Genomic DNA, 16296 nt, shown 5'->3' with positions numbered 1-16296 from the left:
GAATCAAAAGCGGCAAAACGAGGGAAATGGAGACCGCATGAATTGGCAGACGAGACCATCACGCTCTACGAGGCAATTGGCGGCGAACAGACCGTCCGCGCGCTGACAAAGCGTTTCTATGTTTTGATGGATACGCTGCCCGAAGCAGCACATTGCCGGGCCATTCATCCACCAGATATCTCAGGCAGCGAAGAGAAATTCACCGATTACCTCATCGGATATCTTGGTGGCCCGCCTGTCTATGTGGAGAAGCACGGTCACCCCATGCTGCGCAGGCGGCATTTTGTTGCGCCAATTGGCTCTGTCGAGCGCGACGAGTGGCTGCTGTGTTTCCGCCGTGCGATGGATGAGACCATCGAAAATCCAAAGCTGCGCGAGATCATCTGGGCGCCCGTCGAGCGATTGGCCTTCCATATGCAAAATCAGGAAGAGGCAACGGCATGAGCAACACTTGGCTGCGGCCTTCAACTCTTTTCCTGTCCGGCGCATTGGGCGCGGGTGGTGTGGCGCTTGCGGCGGCGGCAACACACACCGGGGCAACCCAAATGCTCGGCAATGCCTCAGCCATGTGCCTTGCCCATGCGCCCATTCTTCTTGGCATTCATGTGGGTTGGGACCGCATCAAAACCGCTGCTCCCGCCGCAGTCCTGCTTGGGCTGGGAACGGCACTGTTTGCCGGAGACCTCGTCTCACGGCACTTTACCGAAACCAGCCTGTTTCCCATGGCCGCACCAGCGGGTGGGCTTGGCATGATCTTGGGTTGGCTGGTGCTGGCAAGCGCGGCATTTTTCAGCGCCGCGCGTCGATAGGCATCAGTCTGCCGCTCTTCGGTCGCTCATCGTCTGAAGCGCCCGCTCAAGGCTGGATTTGCTGCCATTGCGCAGCGGAATGAAGGTCTTGCCGAATTTCTTGCAGCCGGATTTGACCCGCAGGCAAGCATCATGGCTGATACAGTCGATGGGGCAAAACACGCAATCCACCGATGGTAAAAGCGTATCGATGCGCGAAACCGCTTCTCTCAAACCGCCATCGTGATGGATCAGTTCCGCATCGAAGTTGCCTGCAATCTGGCGAAGATGCGCAACCTGACAGTCACGGCCGCCAACATAGAGAAAGCTTTTGGGCACAGAAGGCGCTGATGGCCGGGAGGCGGATGATTCTGCCTGCTGCGAGCGGTCGTCCCGCTTGCCGTGCTTATCCGCCTTCTTCTTCTCTTTGCGCGCCATGCCTCACCCTTACAGAAATTGCCGCCTGTTCGATCAGGCTCGCTGCACAATAGTAAAGATGAGTATTAGAGTAAAGATTAAAGTTGATCCTTTGCCTCATGTTTTTTTGGATAAGGCAGGAATGATGCCGAGACCACCCATGAACAGCTGCTCCAGAAAGCGTGCCGCATCTTCAAAACGGCCCTCGCCCGCATGGGCGGAGCCAAGCACGGAGCGCACCTGCACATCGAAATCGGCATAATGCTGGGTGGTGGCCCAGATGGAGAAAATCAGGTGATAGGGGTCGCATGGCAAAATGCGTCCAGCCTTGGCCCACGCACGAATGACCTCTGCTTTCTCATCCACCAATTGCTTCAAAGGACCTTTCAACTCGTCCTCCACATGCGGTGCACCCTGCAACACCTCATTGGCAAACAAGCGGCTTTCACGCGGGTAATCCCGCGCCATTTCCAGTTTGCGGCGCAGATAGGATTTGATTTCCGTCTCGGGGTTACCGTCAGCATCAAACGCCCGCAGCGGATCGAGCCAGGTATCCAGCACACGCTCGATCAGGGCGCGATGCATGGCCTCCTTGGTGCGGAAATAATAGAGCACATTCGGCTTCGACATGTTCGCCACCTCGGCGATCTGGTCAATCGTCGTGCCGCGAAAACCATTGACGGAAAAGACATCGAGAGCCGCTTCCAGAATGATCTCTTCTTTTTCTTCCTGAATCCGCGTTCGTTTCTGTGTTTTTGCCGCTCTGGGTATGGCCATGGATGGTCTCTGTTTCTTTTGGATGCAATTGACAGATCTGACTGGGCAAAAAATAATCTGTGGCGAAAAATCGAGCAGAAAACATCGGTTTCACACAGGGAAATTCCCCCTATTTCTTTTAGGCATCAAACCCCGAAATCACAATGTTTACCAGCCGGTCAAATTAACTGGCCACCCCTTCTCCCGCACATTTTGCTCAATCCTCAGGGGAACGGCACGCCCCTTGCATGATGAACATCAAAACAGGTGAGGAAAAGACTGGCATGCTGGAAGTACCTGGAAAAAACCTGACCATCGATGGCAATCGCCTATGGGATAGCCTGATGGACATGGCGAAGATTGGCCCCGGCATTGCCGGTGGCAACAACCGCCAGACCCTGACCGATGACGACGCCAAGGGGCGCGAACTGTTCAGGGACTGGTGCGAGGCGGCAGGCATGAGCGTCGGTGTCGATGCCATGGGCAGCATGTTCGCCACCCGCCACGGCAGCGACCCGGATGCTTTGCCCGTTTATATCGGCAGCCATCTCGATACCCAGCCGACAGGTGGCAAGTTCGATGGCGTGCTGGGTGTGCTGGCAGGGCTGGAAGTCGTGCGCAGCCTCAACGATCTCGATATCAAGACGCGGCATCCGATTGTTGTTACCAACTGGGCGAATGAAGAAGGCGCGCGCTTTGCCCCGGCCATGCTGGCATCAGGTGTTTTCGCTGGCGTACACGATCTCGATTACGCCTATAGCCGCACCGATACGGCGGGCAAGACCTATGGAGAAGAGTTAAAGCGCATCGGCTGGCTCGGAGATGAAGAGGTCGGCACACGCAAAATTCACGCCTATTTCGAGTATCACATCGAGCAGGGCCCGATCCTTGAAGCGCATGACAAGCAGATCGGTGTCGTGACCCATTGTCAGGGCCTGTGGTGGCTGGAAGTCACCCTCACCGGCAAGGAGGCGCATACCGGTTCCACGCCAATGGCCATGCGCGTCAATGCTGGGCTGGCCGCCGCACGCATCATAGAGAAAGTGCAGGAGGTCGCGATGGCCCATCAGCCCGATGCGGTGGCTGGCGTGGGCCAGATGATCTTTTCGCCCAACTCCCGCAATGTGCTACCCGGCAAGGTGGTCTTCACCATCGACCTGCGCACGCCCTCGCAGGAAAAGCTCGATTCAATGCGGGCCATCTTCGAGCGTGAAGTGCCTGCGATTGCAGACGAACTTGGCGTCGGCTGCACCATTGAAGCCATCGGCCATTTCGATCCCGTCACCTTCGATCCCATCCTCACAGGTCGCGTGCGCGATGCGGCCGAAAGACTGGGCTACAGCCATATGGATATCATATCCGGCGCGGGCCATGATGCCTGCTGGACGGCCCGGGTCGCACCCTCAACGATGATTTTCTGCCCTTGCGTGGACGGCCTTTCCCACAATGAAGCCGAAGACATTTTCCCTGAATGGGCAGCCGCCGGCTGCAACGTGTTGCTGCATGCCGTGCTCGAAACTGCGGAGATCGTGGAATGACCACCATTATCAAGAACGGCACCATCGTGACCGCCGATCTGACCTACAAGGCCGACATCAAGATCGAAGGCGGCATCATTGTCGAGATCGGGCCAGACCTCTCCGGCGGCACGGTTCTGGATTCTACCGGCTGCTACGTCATGCCCGGTGGCATCGATCCGCACGTCCATCTGGAAATGCCTTTCATGGGCACCTATTCGGCAGATGATTTCGAAAGTGGAACCCGCGCAGCCTTGAGCGGTGGCACGACGATGGTGGTAGATTTCTGCCTGCCGGAGCCGGGTCAATCGCTGCTGGATGCGCTGAGCCGCTGGGACAACAAGGCAACACGCGCAACCTGCGACTATTCCTTTCACATGGCAGTGACGTGGTGGGGCGAGCAGGTTTTCGACGACATGAAGACTGTAGTTCAAGAGAAAGGCATCAATAGTTTCAAACACTTCATGGCCTATAAGGGCGCGCTGATGGTGAATGACGACGAGATGTTTGCCTCGTTTTCGCGTTGCGCGGAGCTTGGCGCACTGCCTATGGTGCATGCCGAGAACGGCGATATCGTCGCGCAGATGCAGGCAAGGCTATTAGCGCAGGGCAATAACGGGCCGGAAGCGCACGCTTTTTCCCGCCCCGCATCCGTCGAAGGTGAAGCCACCAACCGCGCCATCATCATTGCGGATATGGCAGGCGCGCCCCTCTATGTCGTTCACACATCCTGCGAACAGGCGCATGAGGCCATCCGCCGTGCGCGCCAGAACGGCATGCGGATCTATGGCGAACCGCTGATCCAGCACCTCATTCTGGACGAGCGCGAATATGCCAATGCCGATTGGGACCACGCCGCCCGCCGCGTCATGTCACCACCGTTCAGAAACAGGCAGCATCAGGACAGCCTCTGGGCAGGCCTTGCCGCCGGTTCCCTGCAATGCGTGGCAACAGACCATTGCGCCTTCACAACGGAGCAGAAACGCAACGGCATCGGTGATTTCACCAAAATTCCCAACGGCACCGGCGGCCTTGAAGATCGCCTTCCGCTTCTGTGGACGCACGGCGTTGCCACGGGCCGCCTGACCATGAACGAATTTGTCGCGGTGACCTCAACCAATATCGCCAAGATCCTGAACATCTACCCGAGAAAGGGCGCCATTCTCGTGGGTAGCGATGCCGATATCGTCGTCTGGGACCCAGCGCTTGAAAAGACAATCAGCGCAAAGAGCCAGCAATCCGCTATCGATTACAACGTCTTCGAAGGTCAGACCGTTAAGGGTCTGCCTCGCTTCACCCTGTCACGCGGCGTCGTCGCAATTGAAGAGAGTACGATCAAAACCATGGAAGGCCATGGGCAGTTCGTAGCGCGGCAGCCTTATCCCGCTGTCTCCAAGGCGCTGTCCACATGGAAAGAACTCGTCGCGCCGCGCAAGGTTGAACGCAGCGGCATACCGGCGAGCGGAGTTTGAGATGACGATGAACACTTCCTATTCCGTCGTATCAGCCAAAAACCTCGGCCTGACATTCGAGACCGGAGACGGCCCGGTTCACGCCCTCGCCAATGTCGATCTGGAGGTGAAGAAAGGCGATTTCGTCTCCTTCATCGGCCCTTCCGGCTGCGGAAAAACCACGTTTTTGCGGGTCATCGCCGATCTGGAAAAGCACACATCGGGCGACATCAGCGTCAACGGCACAACGCCGGAAAACGCCCGCAAGGACAGATCCTACGGCTATGTGTTTCAGGCAGCTGCCCTTTACCCGTGGCGCACCATTGAAAAGAACATTGCGCTGCCGCTTGAAATCATGGGTTACACCAAGGCTGAACAGCAGGCGCGCATAGAGCGCACGCTCGATCTCGTCAATCTCGGTGGCTTTGCGAAGAAGTTCCCGTGGCAACTCTCCGGCGGAATGCAGCAGCGCGCCTCCATCGCCCGGGCGCTCGCTTTCGATGCAGACCTGCTTTTGATGGACGAACCCTTCGGCGCGCTGGACGAAATCGTTCGCGACCACCTCAACGAGCAGCTTCTGAAACTTTGGGACACGACCAGCAAGACCATATGCTTCGTGACCCACTCCATTCCCGAAGCCGTCTATCTCTCCACCAAGATCGTCGTCATGTCTCCCCGCCCCGGCCGGGTAACCGACATCATCGAATCCACCCTGCCGCGTGAGCGTCCGCTCGAAATTCGTGAAACGCCGGAATTTCTGGAAATCGCCCAGCGAGTCCGCGAAGGCCTGAAGGCGGGGCACAGCTATGACGGGTGACATGTTGCGCCAACGCGTTCTTCCCGTCCTCACCATTATCTTCGCCATTCTCGTCATCTGGCATGTCGCGGTCGTCTACCTCAACATGCCCTTCGCACGAGATCAGGCAGCAAGAGCTGGCGAGCAACCGGGCTTCACAGAACTGCTGCCGCAGACATTTGCGCAGGAGCGTCCGGTGTTACCGGCGCCGCACCAGATCATCGCAGAGCTTTGGGATACGACCGTCAACAAGGCCGTCACCTCAAAACGCAGCCTGATCTACCATACGGGTATTACGCTTTCGGCGACGCTTCTGGGTTTTGGTATCGGAACCGCACTCGGCATTCTCATCGCGGTCGCCATTGTTCATAACCGTGCTCTGGATCGTTCGGTCATGCCGTGGATCATCGCCAGCCAGACGATCCCCATCATCGCGGTCGCACCGATGATTATCGTCGTGCTGAACTCCATCGGCATCTCGGGCCTTCTGCCTAAAGCGCTGATATCAACTTATCTCAGCTTCTTCCCCATCGTGGTGGGAATGGTGAAAGGCCTTCGAAGCCCGGAAGGCATCCAGCTGGATTTGATGCGCACCTATTACGCATCACCCTCCCAAATTTTCTGGAAGCTGCGCTGGCCATCGGCCCTGCCCTACCTCTTCACCTCGCTGAAAATCGCCATCGCCATTTCGCTGGTCGGCGCTATCGTCGGTGAGTTGCCAACGGGGGCCGTGGCTGGCCTTGGCGCCAGACTGCTGTCCGGCTCCTATTACGGCCAAACCGTGCAGATATGGGCCGCCCTCTTCATGGCGGCGGCACTGGCTGCGATCCTCGTCTCCATCATCGGCCTTGCGCATGGTGCCGTGTTGAAACGAATGGGAGAAAGGCCATGACCAATCCCGGCTGGGTCATCGGCGCAATTCTGTTCTGGCTTGCAGCATGGGCTTTGAACGAGCGGCTGGTGCGCCACCGCTTCAAGGCCTTAGCGGCAAGACGCGCCAACGACATCGCTGTCCCCCTGATTTTCGGTGCGGCTCTCATCATGCTGTGGGAAGGCATGGTGCGCGGCTTTTCCGTGCCTTCCATTCTGCTACCCGCCCCCAGCGCAATCTTCTTGCGCCTCATCAGCACACTGCCGATCCTGTGGGCGGACTTCCGCCAGACATTCCTGAAATCCGTACTGACGGGTTATGTGCTGGGCTGCGGCCTCGGCTTCGGCGTTGCCATTCTCATTGATCGTTCGCCGTTTCTGCAACGCGGCCTGCTGCCCATCGGCAATTTCGTGTCCGCACTGCCCGTGGTCGGCATAGCGCCCATCATGGTCATGTGGTTCGGCTTTGACTGGCAGTCCAAGGTGGCCGTGGTCGTCATCATGACCTTCTTCCCGATGCTCGTGAACACGGTGCAGGGCCTTTCCGCCTCCAGCCACATCGAGCGCGACCTGATGCACACCTATGCTGCCGGATGGTGGCAAACGCTGGTCAAACTTCGTCTTCCCGCCGCATGGCCGTTTATTTTCAATGCCTTGAAGATCAATTCGACGCTGGCTCTGATTGGAGCAATCGTCGCGGAGTTCTTCGGCACGCCCATCGTGGGCATGGGCTTTCGCATCTCGGCTGAAATGGGCCGGAGCAATGTTGATATGGTCTGGGCCGAGATTGCCGTCGCGGCAATCGCGGGCTCCGGCTTTTATGGTCTGGTGGCGCTGGCAGAGCGCGCCGTCACCTTCTGGCATCCGTCCGTCCGCAGTGGGCGAACGTAAACAAAGAAAAAAAGGGAACAGCGATGAGAAACAAACTTGCATCCATGCTTCTTGCCGGAGCAACGCTGATGACAGCGTTTAACGCACACGCCGCAGAGAAGGTCACACTCCAGCTGAAATGGGTCACGCAGGCCCAGTTCGCCGGTTATTATGTTGCCAAGGACAAGGGTTTCTATGAAGCCGAAGGCCTCGACGTGGAGATCAAGCCCGGCGGCCCGGATATCGCACCCGCGCAGGTTCTGGCGGGCGGCGGCGCGGATGTCGTTGTAGATTGGCTCCCTTCAGCCCTTGCGACCCGCGAGAAAGGCGTACCGCTGGTCAACATCGCCCAGCCTTTCAAGAAATCCGGCATGATGCTGACCTGCCTGAAAGAAAGCGGCATCACCAAGCCTGAGGATTTCAAGGGCAAGACGCTCGGCGTCTGGTTCTTCGGCAATGAATACCCATTCCTGTCATGGATGGCGCATCTGAAAATCCCGACAACAGGCGGGGCCGATGGCGTGACCGTGTTGAAGCAGGGCTTCAACGTGGATCCGCTGTTGCAAAAGCAGGCAGCCTGCATTTCCACCATGACCTACAATGAATATTTGCAGGTGCTGGAAGCCGGCGTGAAGGCCAGTGACCTCGTTACCTTCAAATATGAAGATGAAGGCGTAGCCACGCTGGAAGACGGTCTCTATGTGCTGGAAGACAAGCTGAAGGACGCCAAGTTTAAGCAGAACATGGTCAAATTCGTGCGCGCCTCCATGAAGGGCTGGAAGTGGGCGGCAGAGAACCCCAACGATGCCGCTGACATCATTCTGGAAAACGATGCCTCCGGCGCACAGACTGAAGCCCACCAGAAAGGCATGATGACGGAGGTCGCCAAGCTGACCGCAGGCTCGACCGGCGCGCTGGATAAGGCCGATTATGACCGCACGGTCAAAACCCTGATGGGCGGCGGCTCGGACCCTGTCATCACCAAGGAGCCAACAGGCGCATTCACTTCAGAGATCACGGATGCGGCTCTGAAATAGAGGTATTGAAACGAGGTGCGCAATTCAGCGCACCTCGGCTACCTAAAATTTTTCTTTACTTATATTCAAATCTATATGTCACCCATTCGTTCCTTGGATTGAATTCAACCGGGCTACGACTTACATTCCGCAACGACAGACTCGAATATTTACCTCGCGCCAGACAAGGCCAGTCCAAGGGTCAGATTCTCGCCGATGAAGCAGTGTTCTGCGAGGTGAATGCAACGGATTGTCAGCACATTTTCTTGCATTCATTGTCGCATGACTTTCCAAGGGCACAGCATGTGCGTGGTGGACGTGCGATCCGCACCTTGGAACGGACAGACATGCACCGCAACACACTCGCAACACGGCTCCTGCTTCTCACGGCCTCGGCTTTGTTTGTGCCCGCAATGGCAAGCGCGCAGGGCGGTGCAGACCGCCAGGGCCTGCCCTCCATCGTGGTCAGCGAAGCCAAGACCCGTGATCTCGTGGACCGCGTCGTGGCAACGGGGACGCTTAAGCCGGTGGATGAGATTTACGTGCAGCCGCTTGTGGAAGGCCTGTCGGTTGACCAGCTGAATGTGGATATTGGCGACAGGGTGGAGGCCGGCGCCTCCCTTGCCGAACTGTCTAAAGACAGCCTGACCCTGCAAAAGAGCCAGCTTGAGGCCAACAGGGCGAAGGCGGAAGCGGGCGTGGCGCAAAGCAAGGCGCAGGTTATCGAGGCGCAGGCCAATTACGATGATGCGGTGCGCCAGCGCGACCGTGCGGGCCGTCTTGGCGAATCCGGTTCCGGCTCGGTCTCGCAGGTGGAACAAACGGCATCCGCCGCAGATGTGGCGCAGGCACGCCTTCAAGCCGCGAGACAATCCGTGACGGTTGGCGAAGCAGACATCAAGGTCGTGGACGCTCAGATTGCCGATATCGATCTCAAACTCTCCCGCACAAGCGTGAAGACACCGGTTGCCGGTATCGTCTCCGCCAAGAATGCCCGCGTTGGCGCCATTGCCAGCGGCAGCGGCAATCCGCTCTTTACCGTCATCAAGGACAACGCCATCGAACTCGTGGCCGATCTTTCGGAAACCGATATTCAAAAGGTCAAGGCTGGGCAAAAGGCTGTCATCATGGTTGCAGGCGGCACCGACAGGATCGACGGCACGGTACGGCTTGTCTCGCCGACCGTTGACGCGACCACCCGCCTTGGCTCCGTGCACATTCTTCTGCCCGCAGACAGCCCTGCCCGCGCCGGCATGTATGGCAGCGCCGAAGTCGTCATTTCATCCGCGAATGCTCTCGCCTTGCCGCTGTCCGCAGTCACTTCGGGCCGCAATGGATCAAGCACCCGGCGGGTGGAAAATGGCGTGGTCAAGCAGGTGGCCGTGGAAATCGGTATTCAGGACAGTGGCTTTGTCGAAATCAAAAGCGGAATTTCCGCAGGCGACGTCGTTGTTGAAAAAGCAGGCGCATTCGTGCGCGATGGTGACAAGATCAACCCGGTTCCGGCTGATGCCGCAGCCTCGAACTGATTGAGAGCAAACCATGAATTTTTCCGCATGGTCCATCCGCAACCCGATTGCGCCCCTGCTTTGCTTTGCCCTGCTGTTGTTTCTCGGCGTCAAGGCATTTTACGATCTGCCCATCACCCGCTTTCCGAACATCGACGTGCCCGTGGTGGCGATCACCGTAACCCAGAGCGGTGCATCCCCGTCGGAACTGGAAGCGCAGGTCACCAAGGAAATTGAAGACGCGGTTGCCTCGATCAGCGGCATCGATGAGGTCCAATCCACGGTTACCGATGGTCAGTCTCTGACGACAGTCCTCTTCCGTATCGAAAAGCCGACCGAAGAAGCTGTTCAGGACACCAAGGACGCCATCGACAAGATCCGCAGCGAGTTGCCCTCGGATATTGAAGAACCCATCGTCAGCAAAATCGACGTCGAAGGACAGGCAATCCAGACATTTGCGGTTTCCTCGCCCAACATGACGCTGGAAGAACTGTCCTGGTTTGTGGATGACACGATCAAGCGCTCGCTTCAGGGCCAGTCAGGCGTTGGCAAGATAGACCGTTACGGCGGTGCGGATCGCGAAGTGCGTGTATCTCTGAACCCCGCCAAGCTCGATGCCTATGGCATCACGGCAGCCGACGTGAACCAGCAATTGCGCGGCACCAACGTCGATCTCGGGTCAGGTCGCGGCCAGGTGGCGGGCAACGAACAGACAATCCGCACGCTGGGCGATTCCCGCAATGTGGCCGAACTTTCCAACACCACTATTGCGCTCTCCAGTGGCCGCTTCGTAAAGCTGTCGGAGCTAGGCACCATCACCGATACCTATGAAGAGCCGAAGTCCTTCTCGCGCTTCAACGGCAATCCGGGTGTCACCTTCGCGGTATTCCGCTCCAAGGGCGCGAGCGAAGTTTCCGTGGCTGAGACAGTTGCGGAAAATCTGGACAAGGTCCGCGCAGCGCACCCCAATGTCTCGATCGAGATGGTCGACGACGCCGTCTACTTCACCTATGGCAACTATACGGCCGCACTCCACACGCTGGTCGAAGGCTCGATCCTTGCCGTCATAGTCGTGCTTCTGTTCCTGCGAAACTGGCGTGCGACGCTGATTGCCGCTGTTGCCCTGCCCTTATCGGCCATTCCCACCTTCTGGGTCATGGATGTACTGGGCTTCTCGCTCAACCTTGTCAGCTTTCTCGCTTTGACACTGGCAACCGGTATTCTGGTGGATGACGCCATCGTGGAGGTGGAGAACATCTCCCGGCACATCAAGATGGGCAAATCGCCCTATCGTGCTTCGCTCGAAGCAGCCGACGAGATCGGCCTTGCTGTCATTGCGACAAGCTTCACCATCATCGCAGTCTTCGTGCCAGTTTCCTTCATGCCCGGCGTACCGGGCCAGTACTTCATCCAGTTCGGCCTGACAGTCGCCTTCTCCGTGTTTTTCTCGCTCATGGTTGCGCGTCTCATCACACCGTTGATGGCCGCCTATCTGATGCGCTCCGACGATGCGGTCGATGACCATCACGATAATGATGGCTGGCTGATGAAGTCCTATACGCGCATGGTAACGGCAACCACCCGCAAATGGTGGGCCCGTTACCTGACGCTTCTCGGTGCCATCGGTTTCCTCGCGGCATCAATCATCCTGCTCAGCGGCGTTCCCGGCAGCTTCCTGCCGCCGGATGACGCCTCACGCGTCGTCCTGTCCATCGAGCTTCCACCCAATGCCACGCTTGAAGAAACCGACGCGACGACATCGAAAATCCATGAGGCGATCCGTGACATTAATGGCGTGGAAAGCGTGTTCATTCTCGGCGGCGCATCGCCGAAGGGTGATCTGGAGCTTCGCCGCGCAACGGTGCGCGTCATTCTCCAGCACATTGACCACTCGCTTTTGAAAACGCTGGTCAATAAAGGGCTTGGGTCCATTCCTCTCATCGGCCCGCATCTTCCCAAGATCGAAGACACCGGCAGAACACGCCCGCAATGGGATGTAGAGCGGGATATTTTCGCGAAGGTGAACACCATCCCCGATGTGCGCATCATCAAGCTGAATGACCGCGCCGAACGGGAACTGAGCTTCAACTTCCTGTCATCCAGCGAAGAAGATTTGCAGAATGCCGTCGGCATGCTGGAATCGCGGCTTCGTGCATCGCCCATCCTCGCTAATGTCAGCTCCGAAGGTGCCTTGCCGCGCCCGGAGCTGCAAATTCGCCCGCGTAAGGATGAGATCGCTCGCCTCGGCATCACGCCACAGCAGATATCGCAGACCGTGCGCGTTGCCACCATCGGCGATATCGATGCGCTGCTAACGAAGATATCGTTGGATGACCGACAGATCCCGATCCGCGTTCAGGCCTCGCTGGATGTCCGCCGCGATCTCGCTGCCATCCGTGCGCTGAAAATCAAGACAGCGACGGGTGCCACCGTTCCGCTTTCGAGCGTGGCCGACATCGACTATTCGGAAGGTCCAAGCTCCATCAAGCGCAATGATCGCAACCGGGTGGTTTCCATTGGCTCGGATGTTCCCTTCGGAACGGCGCTCGATACATCATCGGCGGAATTCCGGCGCATCGTGGCGGAAACGAATTTGCCGCCGACAGTGCGTCTCGCCGAAAGCGGTGATGCCAAGGTGCAAGGCGAAATGCAGTCAGGCTTCACCAACGCCATGCTGCTTGGCCTGTTGCTGGTTCTGGTCGTCCTCATCCTTCTCTTCAAGGATGTGATCCAGCCTTTCACCATTCTTTTTTCCCTGCCGCTGGCCATCGGGGGCGTCGCGGTGGCGCTCATCCTTACCAACAATGCACTCTCCATGCCCGTCCTCATCGGCATTCTGATGCTGATGGGTATCGTCACGAAAAACGCCATCCTGCTGGTAGATTTCGCCATCGAAATGCGCCGCCACGGCATGGAGCGGGTTCACGCCATGGTGGAAGCTGGCCGCAAGCGCGCGCGCCCCATCATCATGACATCCATCGCCATGTCTGCGGGCATGTTGCCGTCTGCGCTGGGTGTTGGCGAAGGTGGCTCCTTCCGCTCGCCCATGGCTATCGCGGTCATTGGCGGTATCATTGTTTCCACGGTCCTGTCTCTTATCGTGGTGCCGGCCTTCTTCCTCATCATGGATGACCTATCGATGCTTCTCTCCCACCTCTTCGGCCGTTTCATCGGCAAGAAGGAAGAGGAGCATCCGGTTCTGTCAAATGAGGAACTGTCGGAAACGGCACGGAGCAATCAGGATGCGCTGGCTGGCCTGGAAGAGCGCGTGGCGAACATCGAACAAAAAACCGGAACAGCCCAGAAAACTGGCGGAAATTCCAACAACGTGCTCCGTCTGCCGCCGCTAGCAGCCGAGTGAAAACACGCAATCTACATTGAAAAGCGCCGGGCACTCCCCGGCGTTTTCACATAGTGGGCGCGCTCCATTTTCCAGAGCAAAAAAATCAAGTGAATTGATTGAAATCAAGTTCAATGTGACAGGACCTGTTATCCTCTGCGTCATGGGAACATTGTCCTCAGACTGGAAGCGTTCGCGCCATGCGAAATCATGGCCGCACAGCACATCCCTGCTCTGATGGCACTTCGTGGGGGCGCGACGGACGTGAACGATATGGTCAAGCTGAGCAGCAGAGAGAAGAGCATTCTCCTACAGATCCCCTTGGTGGGTGGCGGCGATAACGGAACACCGGGGAAACTCATGGAGGTTTCCACCGTCCTCACCATGGCGGCCCGCCAAATGCTTTTTTGCGAAGGCGAAGTTGCAGAGCACCTGTTTTGCGTTCTGAGCGGCTATATCCGCCTTTATCGCACGAGCAAGGATGGCCGCGAGGCCGATATCAGAATTTGCGGCCCGGGCGATACATTCAACGAGTGTCTCATCTTCGGTTCGGAGCATTATCAGTCCAGCGCACAGGTCGCCGAAAACTGTACGCTGGCACGGATAGAGCTCAGCCGCATCAGATCATTGATTGAGGAAGATCCGTCGGTCGCAAAAGCTGTCGTGCAGTGCCTGTCCAAGAGCCTACTGACCACGATGGATTGTGTGGCCAATGACCGGCTGCAAACTGCACCTCAGCGCGTTGCAAATTACCTCATTATGCAGGGGCCAGGCGATTCGACATCCTATTCCCTGCGATTGCCTTTCCAGAAAAGCGTTCTGGCAGGCAAGCTTGGCCTTGCACCGGAAGCGCTTTCCCGCGCCTTCTCCAGCCTTAGGGATGCTGGCGTGATCGTCAGGGGACGCACCATTCAGGTGAATGATGTCGGCACGCTGAAACAGTTTTAAAACTGCTTCAGCGTTGGCCGCTTCTTACAGTCCGCCGTGCTGCTTCAGGAAGCCGACAATCGTGTCCACGCCTTCGCCGCGCTTCATATCCGTAAACACGAAGGGCATCTCCTTGCGCATACGGGTTGCGTCGGTGTCCATGACGCCAAGATCGGCCCCGACATAGGGTGCAAGGTCTTTTTTGTTGATGACCAGCAGGTCTGAGCGGGTAATGCCCGGTCCACCCTTGCGCGGAATTTCCTCTCCCTGGCACACGGAGATCACATAGATGGTGATATCCGCCAGATCAGGCGAAAAGGTCGCGGCCAGATTGTCGCCACCCGACTCGATAAAAACGATGTCGAGATCAGGGAAGCGCTCGTTGAGACCGGCAATCGCCTGAAGATTGATTGTCGCATCTTCGCGGATCGCCGTGTGCGGACATCCGCCGGTTTCCACACCCACAATCCGCTCAGACGGCAGCGCCTGCATGCGCACCAGCGCTTCGGCATCTTCCTTGGTGTAGATATCGTTGGTCACCACGGCAACAGAGTAATCACCGCTCATGGCCTTGCACAGTTTTTCCGTAAGCGCCGTCTTGCCGGAGCCAACAGGCCCACCGATGCCGACCCGAAGCGGGCCATTTCCCGATTTCATACGCGTTTTCCTTCCAAACAAGATCGTTCTGACATTAGCGATTTCCACCGGACGCATTCAACGGCTAAGAGCGGAAAAGCCGGGTTTCCTGAATTTCATGCCGCATGGAGGCCGTATCGGCGAGAATCGTTGCCGACCCCAGATCATCCAACGTCGACGCCGCTGCACGCGCGGCAACAACAGCAATTTCAGCTTCCAGATGGGCAAGGATCGTCACGCCATCCTTCTGCCCACTGATACCAAGACGTATGCCCGCGGACACGAATTGCGAAACACCGGAATGCAGATAGGCAGCAAGTGTGTCCTCAATCCCGACCCCATGTGCTGAGGCAACGGCACCCACCGCAACCGGATAGGGCGTTTCCTTCGACAGGCGGCTCAACACCTCCTGCGGCCAGGCCGTCGCAGCGGCTAAGAAGGCGTCACCGAGCAACACCGTTTCACGATAGCGTTCCGCAGAACCCGCGAGGGCTCGCCCGAGTTCGCAAAGTTCCGCCAGTTCCTCACCATCCGCATGGCATCGCCACGCTTGCGCCAGGAGCACGGCGTCGTTCCAAAGCGCCCCGCGCCGCAACAGCAGTGAAATCCAGTCGTGCAGCTCACTGGCGCGGGAAAGGCGTCGGTCATTGACTACACTTTCCAGCCCGCCGGAATAGGAAAAGGCCCCGACGGGAAATGCTGGCGACATCCACGCCAGCAGCTTCAGCAATGCATCGACGTTACGGCTCACCGACATCAATCGTGGCTGTGGGAATGGTGGTCGTGTCCATGGCTATGGCCACCATGGGCATGGTAGGCACCACGCGCTGGCTGGAACGGCTCCTCCACATCGCGCACCGTTGCACCCAGGCCCTCAAGCATGGCGCGAATCACGTGGTCGCGAAGGATCAGAATACGGCCTTCCTCGATCTGCGCCGCAAGGTGGCGGTTACCCAGATGCCATGCGAGTTCGATGAGGTGGAGCGTGTTTCTGGCCTTTATTTCAAACAGCTTCTCATCCGCTGCCCGAACCTCCACAAGGTCACCATTTTCCACAACCAGCAAATCCCCATGGGCAAACAGCACAGCTTCCTTGAGGTCCAGCATCACCATCTCATCATTCTGCAGGTGCAGAAGCTTGCGGCGCAGATGCCTCTGATCGTGGGCGAGAGTGACGTAACCCGAGGGTTCGTCACCGGGTGTGCCAGCAGGGAGATAGGATTGTACGCGCAGCATCGGGCTATCCAGAATTTGGTTTCAATCAGCGTTGAAACCTGAAGGATGCCGCCCGTGAATGCAAGCCGCTTGTGATGGAAAGACGGTAGGATAAAGACAAATAATCGTCTGCAATCAACAAACTAGAGCAATTCCAGCAAAAGTGGAAATCGGTCTTGCGTCCGGAAT

16 protein-coding genes are annotated in these 16296 nt (G+C 57.7%); 11 read left to right on the top strand and 5 right to left on the bottom strand.

The genetic code is table 11. The features are described 5' to 3' along the window. Positions 1–42: 42 nt before the first annotated feature. Together IFT53_RS06830 and IFT53_RS06825 are read left to right on the top strand one after the other, a co-directional pair. A complete protein-coding gene (locus IFT53_RS06830) occupies positions 43–444 on the top strand; it encodes a group II truncated hemoglobin (RefSeq protein WP_192064290.1) in 402 nt (133 codons plus the stop codon). Then, positions 441–809, top strand: a complete 369-nt coding sequence (locus IFT53_RS06825; RefSeq protein WP_042617420.1) for a DUF423 domain-containing protein — start codon at positions 441–443, stop codon at positions 807–809. Before IFT53_RS06830 ends, IFT53_RS06825 begins: the two co-directional genes overlap by 4 nt. 3 nt (positions 810–812) lie before the next feature. On the opposite strand, the gene IFT53_RS06820 is transcribed toward IFT53_RS06825, so the two are convergent. Together IFT53_RS06820 and IFT53_RS06815 are read right to left on the bottom strand one after the other, a co-directional pair. Then, positions 813–1226 (bottom strand): DUF2325 domain-containing protein, encoded by a 414-nt coding sequence (locus IFT53_RS06820; protein WP_192064291.1) that lies wholly within the window; start codon positions 1224–1226, stop codon positions 813–815. Positions 1227–1322: 96 nt separating this feature from the next. Beyond that, complete coding sequence (locus IFT53_RS06815) at positions 1323–1982, bottom strand: TetR family transcriptional regulator C-terminal domain-containing protein (protein WP_192064292.1); 660 nt, start codon at positions 1980–1982, stop codon at positions 1323–1325. Positions 1983–2245: 263 nt separating this feature from the next. Between IFT53_RS06815 and IFT53_RS06810 the strand changes: the two genes are divergently transcribed. The 9 genes from IFT53_RS06810 to IFT53_RS06770 all read left to right on the top strand — a co-directional run bounded on the left by IFT53_RS06810 (position 2246) and on the right by IFT53_RS06770 (position 14277). Further along, positions 2246–3499, top strand: a complete 1254-nt coding sequence (locus tag IFT53_RS06810) for a Zn-dependent hydrolase (RefSeq protein ID WP_192064293.1) — start codon at positions 2246–2248, stop codon at positions 3497–3499. Further along, positions 3496–4950 (top strand): dihydropyrimidinase, encoded by a 1455-nt coding sequence (gene hydA / locus IFT53_RS06805; protein ID WP_192064294.1) that lies wholly within the window; start codon positions 3496–3498, stop codon positions 4948–4950. The genes IFT53_RS06810 and hydA overlap by 4 nt, the downstream gene beginning before the upstream one ends. A gap of 1 nt (position 4951) precedes the next feature. Next, positions 4952–5746: an ABC transporter ATP-binding protein gene (locus IFT53_RS06800; protein WP_192064295.1), complete on the top strand. Its 795-nt coding sequence runs from the start codon at positions 4952–4954 to the stop codon at positions 5744–5746. 1 nt (position 5747) lies between these two features. Next, positions 5748–6617, top strand: coding sequence for an ABC transporter permease (locus IFT53_RS06795; protein ID WP_446737664.1), 870 nt, complete (start codon positions 5748–5750; stop codon positions 6615–6617). Then, positions 6614–7486 carry an ABC transporter permease gene (locus IFT53_RS06790; protein ID WP_192064297.1) on the top strand — a complete coding sequence of 291 codons (873 nt, stop codon included), beginning with the start codon at positions 6614–6616 and terminating at the stop codon, positions 7484–7486. The genes IFT53_RS06795 and IFT53_RS06790 overlap by 4 nt, the downstream gene beginning before the upstream one ends. 23 nt (positions 7487–7509) lie before the next feature. Then, positions 7510–8502 (top strand): ABC transporter substrate-binding protein, encoded by a 993-nt coding sequence (locus tag IFT53_RS06785; RefSeq protein WP_192064298.1) that lies wholly within the window; start codon positions 7510–7512, stop codon positions 8500–8502. Between the two features lie 392 nt (positions 8503–8894). Beyond that, positions 8895–10010: an efflux RND transporter periplasmic adaptor subunit gene (locus IFT53_RS06780; RefSeq protein ID WP_446737663.1), complete on the top strand. Its 1116-nt coding sequence runs from the start codon at positions 8895–8897 to the stop codon at positions 10008–10010. A gap of 13 nt (positions 10011–10023) precedes the next feature. Then, a complete protein-coding gene (locus tag IFT53_RS06775; protein WP_192064300.1) occupies positions 10024–13350 on the top strand; it encodes an efflux RND transporter permease subunit in 3327 nt (1108 codons plus the stop codon). 189 nt (positions 13351–13539) lie between these two features. Beyond that, complete coding sequence (locus IFT53_RS06770; RefSeq protein WP_236727930.1) at positions 13540–14277, top strand: Crp/Fnr family transcriptional regulator; 738 nt, start codon at positions 13540–13542, stop codon at positions 14275–14277. A 24-nt stretch (positions 14278–14301) separates the two neighbouring features. Here IFT53_RS06770 and ureG read toward each other — a convergent pair whose 3' ends face one another. The 3 genes from ureG to ureE all read right to left on the bottom strand — a co-directional run bounded on the left by ureG (position 14302) and on the right by ureE (position 16128). After that, the gene (ureG, locus tag IFT53_RS06765; protein WP_042617430.1) at positions 14302–14913 is read right to left on the bottom strand and encodes an urease accessory protein UreG; all 612 of its coding nucleotides are present in this window, start codon (positions 14911–14913) and stop codon (positions 14302–14304) included. Between the two features lie 64 nt (positions 14914–14977). Next, positions 14978–15649 carry an urease accessory protein UreF gene (locus IFT53_RS06760; protein WP_192064301.1) on the bottom strand — a complete coding sequence of 224 codons (672 nt, stop codon included), beginning with the start codon at positions 15647–15649 and terminating at the stop codon, positions 14978–14980. Continuing rightward, positions 15649–16128, bottom strand: coding sequence for an urease accessory protein UreE (ureE, locus tag IFT53_RS06755; RefSeq protein ID WP_042617432.1), 480 nt, complete (start codon positions 16126–16128; stop codon positions 15649–15651). The genes IFT53_RS06760 and ureE overlap by 1 nt, the downstream gene beginning before the upstream one ends. Between the last annotated feature and the right edge of the window lie 168 nt (positions 16129–16296).

The organism is Rhizobium sp. CFBP 13644 (assembly GCF_014842165.1).
GTDB lineage: Bacteria > Pseudomonadota > Alphaproteobacteria > Rhizobiales > Rhizobiaceae > Agrobacterium > Agrobacterium tumefaciens_C.
The sequence above is the reverse complement of the archived record's forward strand: the minus strand, read 5'-3'. Positions and strand labels throughout refer to the sequence as shown.

Coding starts and splice junctions, on each gene's coding strand:
- IFT53_RS06815 (WP_192064292.1), bottom strand. CDS start 1,982: ATGGCCATACCCAGAGCGGCAAAAACACAGAAACGAACGCGGATTCAG.
- IFT53_RS06785 (WP_192064298.1), top strand. CDS start 7,510: ATGAGAAACAAACTTGCATCCATGCTTCTTGCCGGAGCAACGCTGATG.
- IFT53_RS06800 (WP_192064295.1), top strand. CDS start 4,952: ATGACGATGAACACTTCCTATTCCGTCGTATCAGCCAAAAACCTCGGC.
- IFT53_RS06825 (WP_042617420.1), top strand. CDS start 441: ATGAGCAACACTTGGCTGCGGCCTTCAACTCTTTTCCTGTCCGGCGCA.
- IFT53_RS06810 (WP_192064293.1), top strand. CDS start 2,246: ATGCTGGAAGTACCTGGAAAAAACCTGACCATCGATGGCAATCGCCTA.
- IFT53_RS06820 (WP_192064291.1), bottom strand. CDS start 1,226: ATGGCGCGCAAAGAGAAGAAGAAGGCGGATAAGCACGGCAAGCGGGAC.
- IFT53_RS06795 (WP_446737664.1), top strand. CDS start 5,748: ATGTTGCGCCAACGCGTTCTTCCCGTCCTCACCATTATCTTCGCCATT.
- ureE (WP_042617432.1), bottom strand. CDS start 16,128: ATGCTGCGCGTACAATCCTATCTCCCTGCTGGCACACCCGGTGACGAA.
- IFT53_RS06760 (WP_192064301.1), bottom strand. CDS start 15,649: ATGTCGGTGAGCCGTAACGTCGATGCATTGCTGAAGCTGCTGGCGTGG.
- IFT53_RS06770 (WP_236727930.1), top strand. CDS start 13,540: ATGGCCGCACAGCACATCCCTGCTCTGATGGCACTTCGTGGGGGCGCG.
- IFT53_RS06780 (WP_446737663.1), top strand. CDS start 8,895: ATGGCAAGCGCGCAGGGCGGTGCAGACCGCCAGGGCCTGCCCTCCATC.
- hydA (WP_192064294.1), top strand. CDS start 3,496: ATGACCACCATTATCAAGAACGGCACCATCGTGACCGCCGATCTGACC.
- IFT53_RS06775 (WP_192064300.1), top strand. CDS start 10,024: ATGAATTTTTCCGCATGGTCCATCCGCAACCCGATTGCGCCCCTGCTT.
- ureG (WP_042617430.1), bottom strand. CDS start 14,913: ATGAAATCGGGAAATGGCCCGCTTCGGGTCGGCATCGGTGGGCCTGTT.
- IFT53_RS06790 (WP_192064297.1), top strand. CDS start 6,614: ATGACCAATCCCGGCTGGGTCATCGGCGCAATTCTGTTCTGGCTTGCA.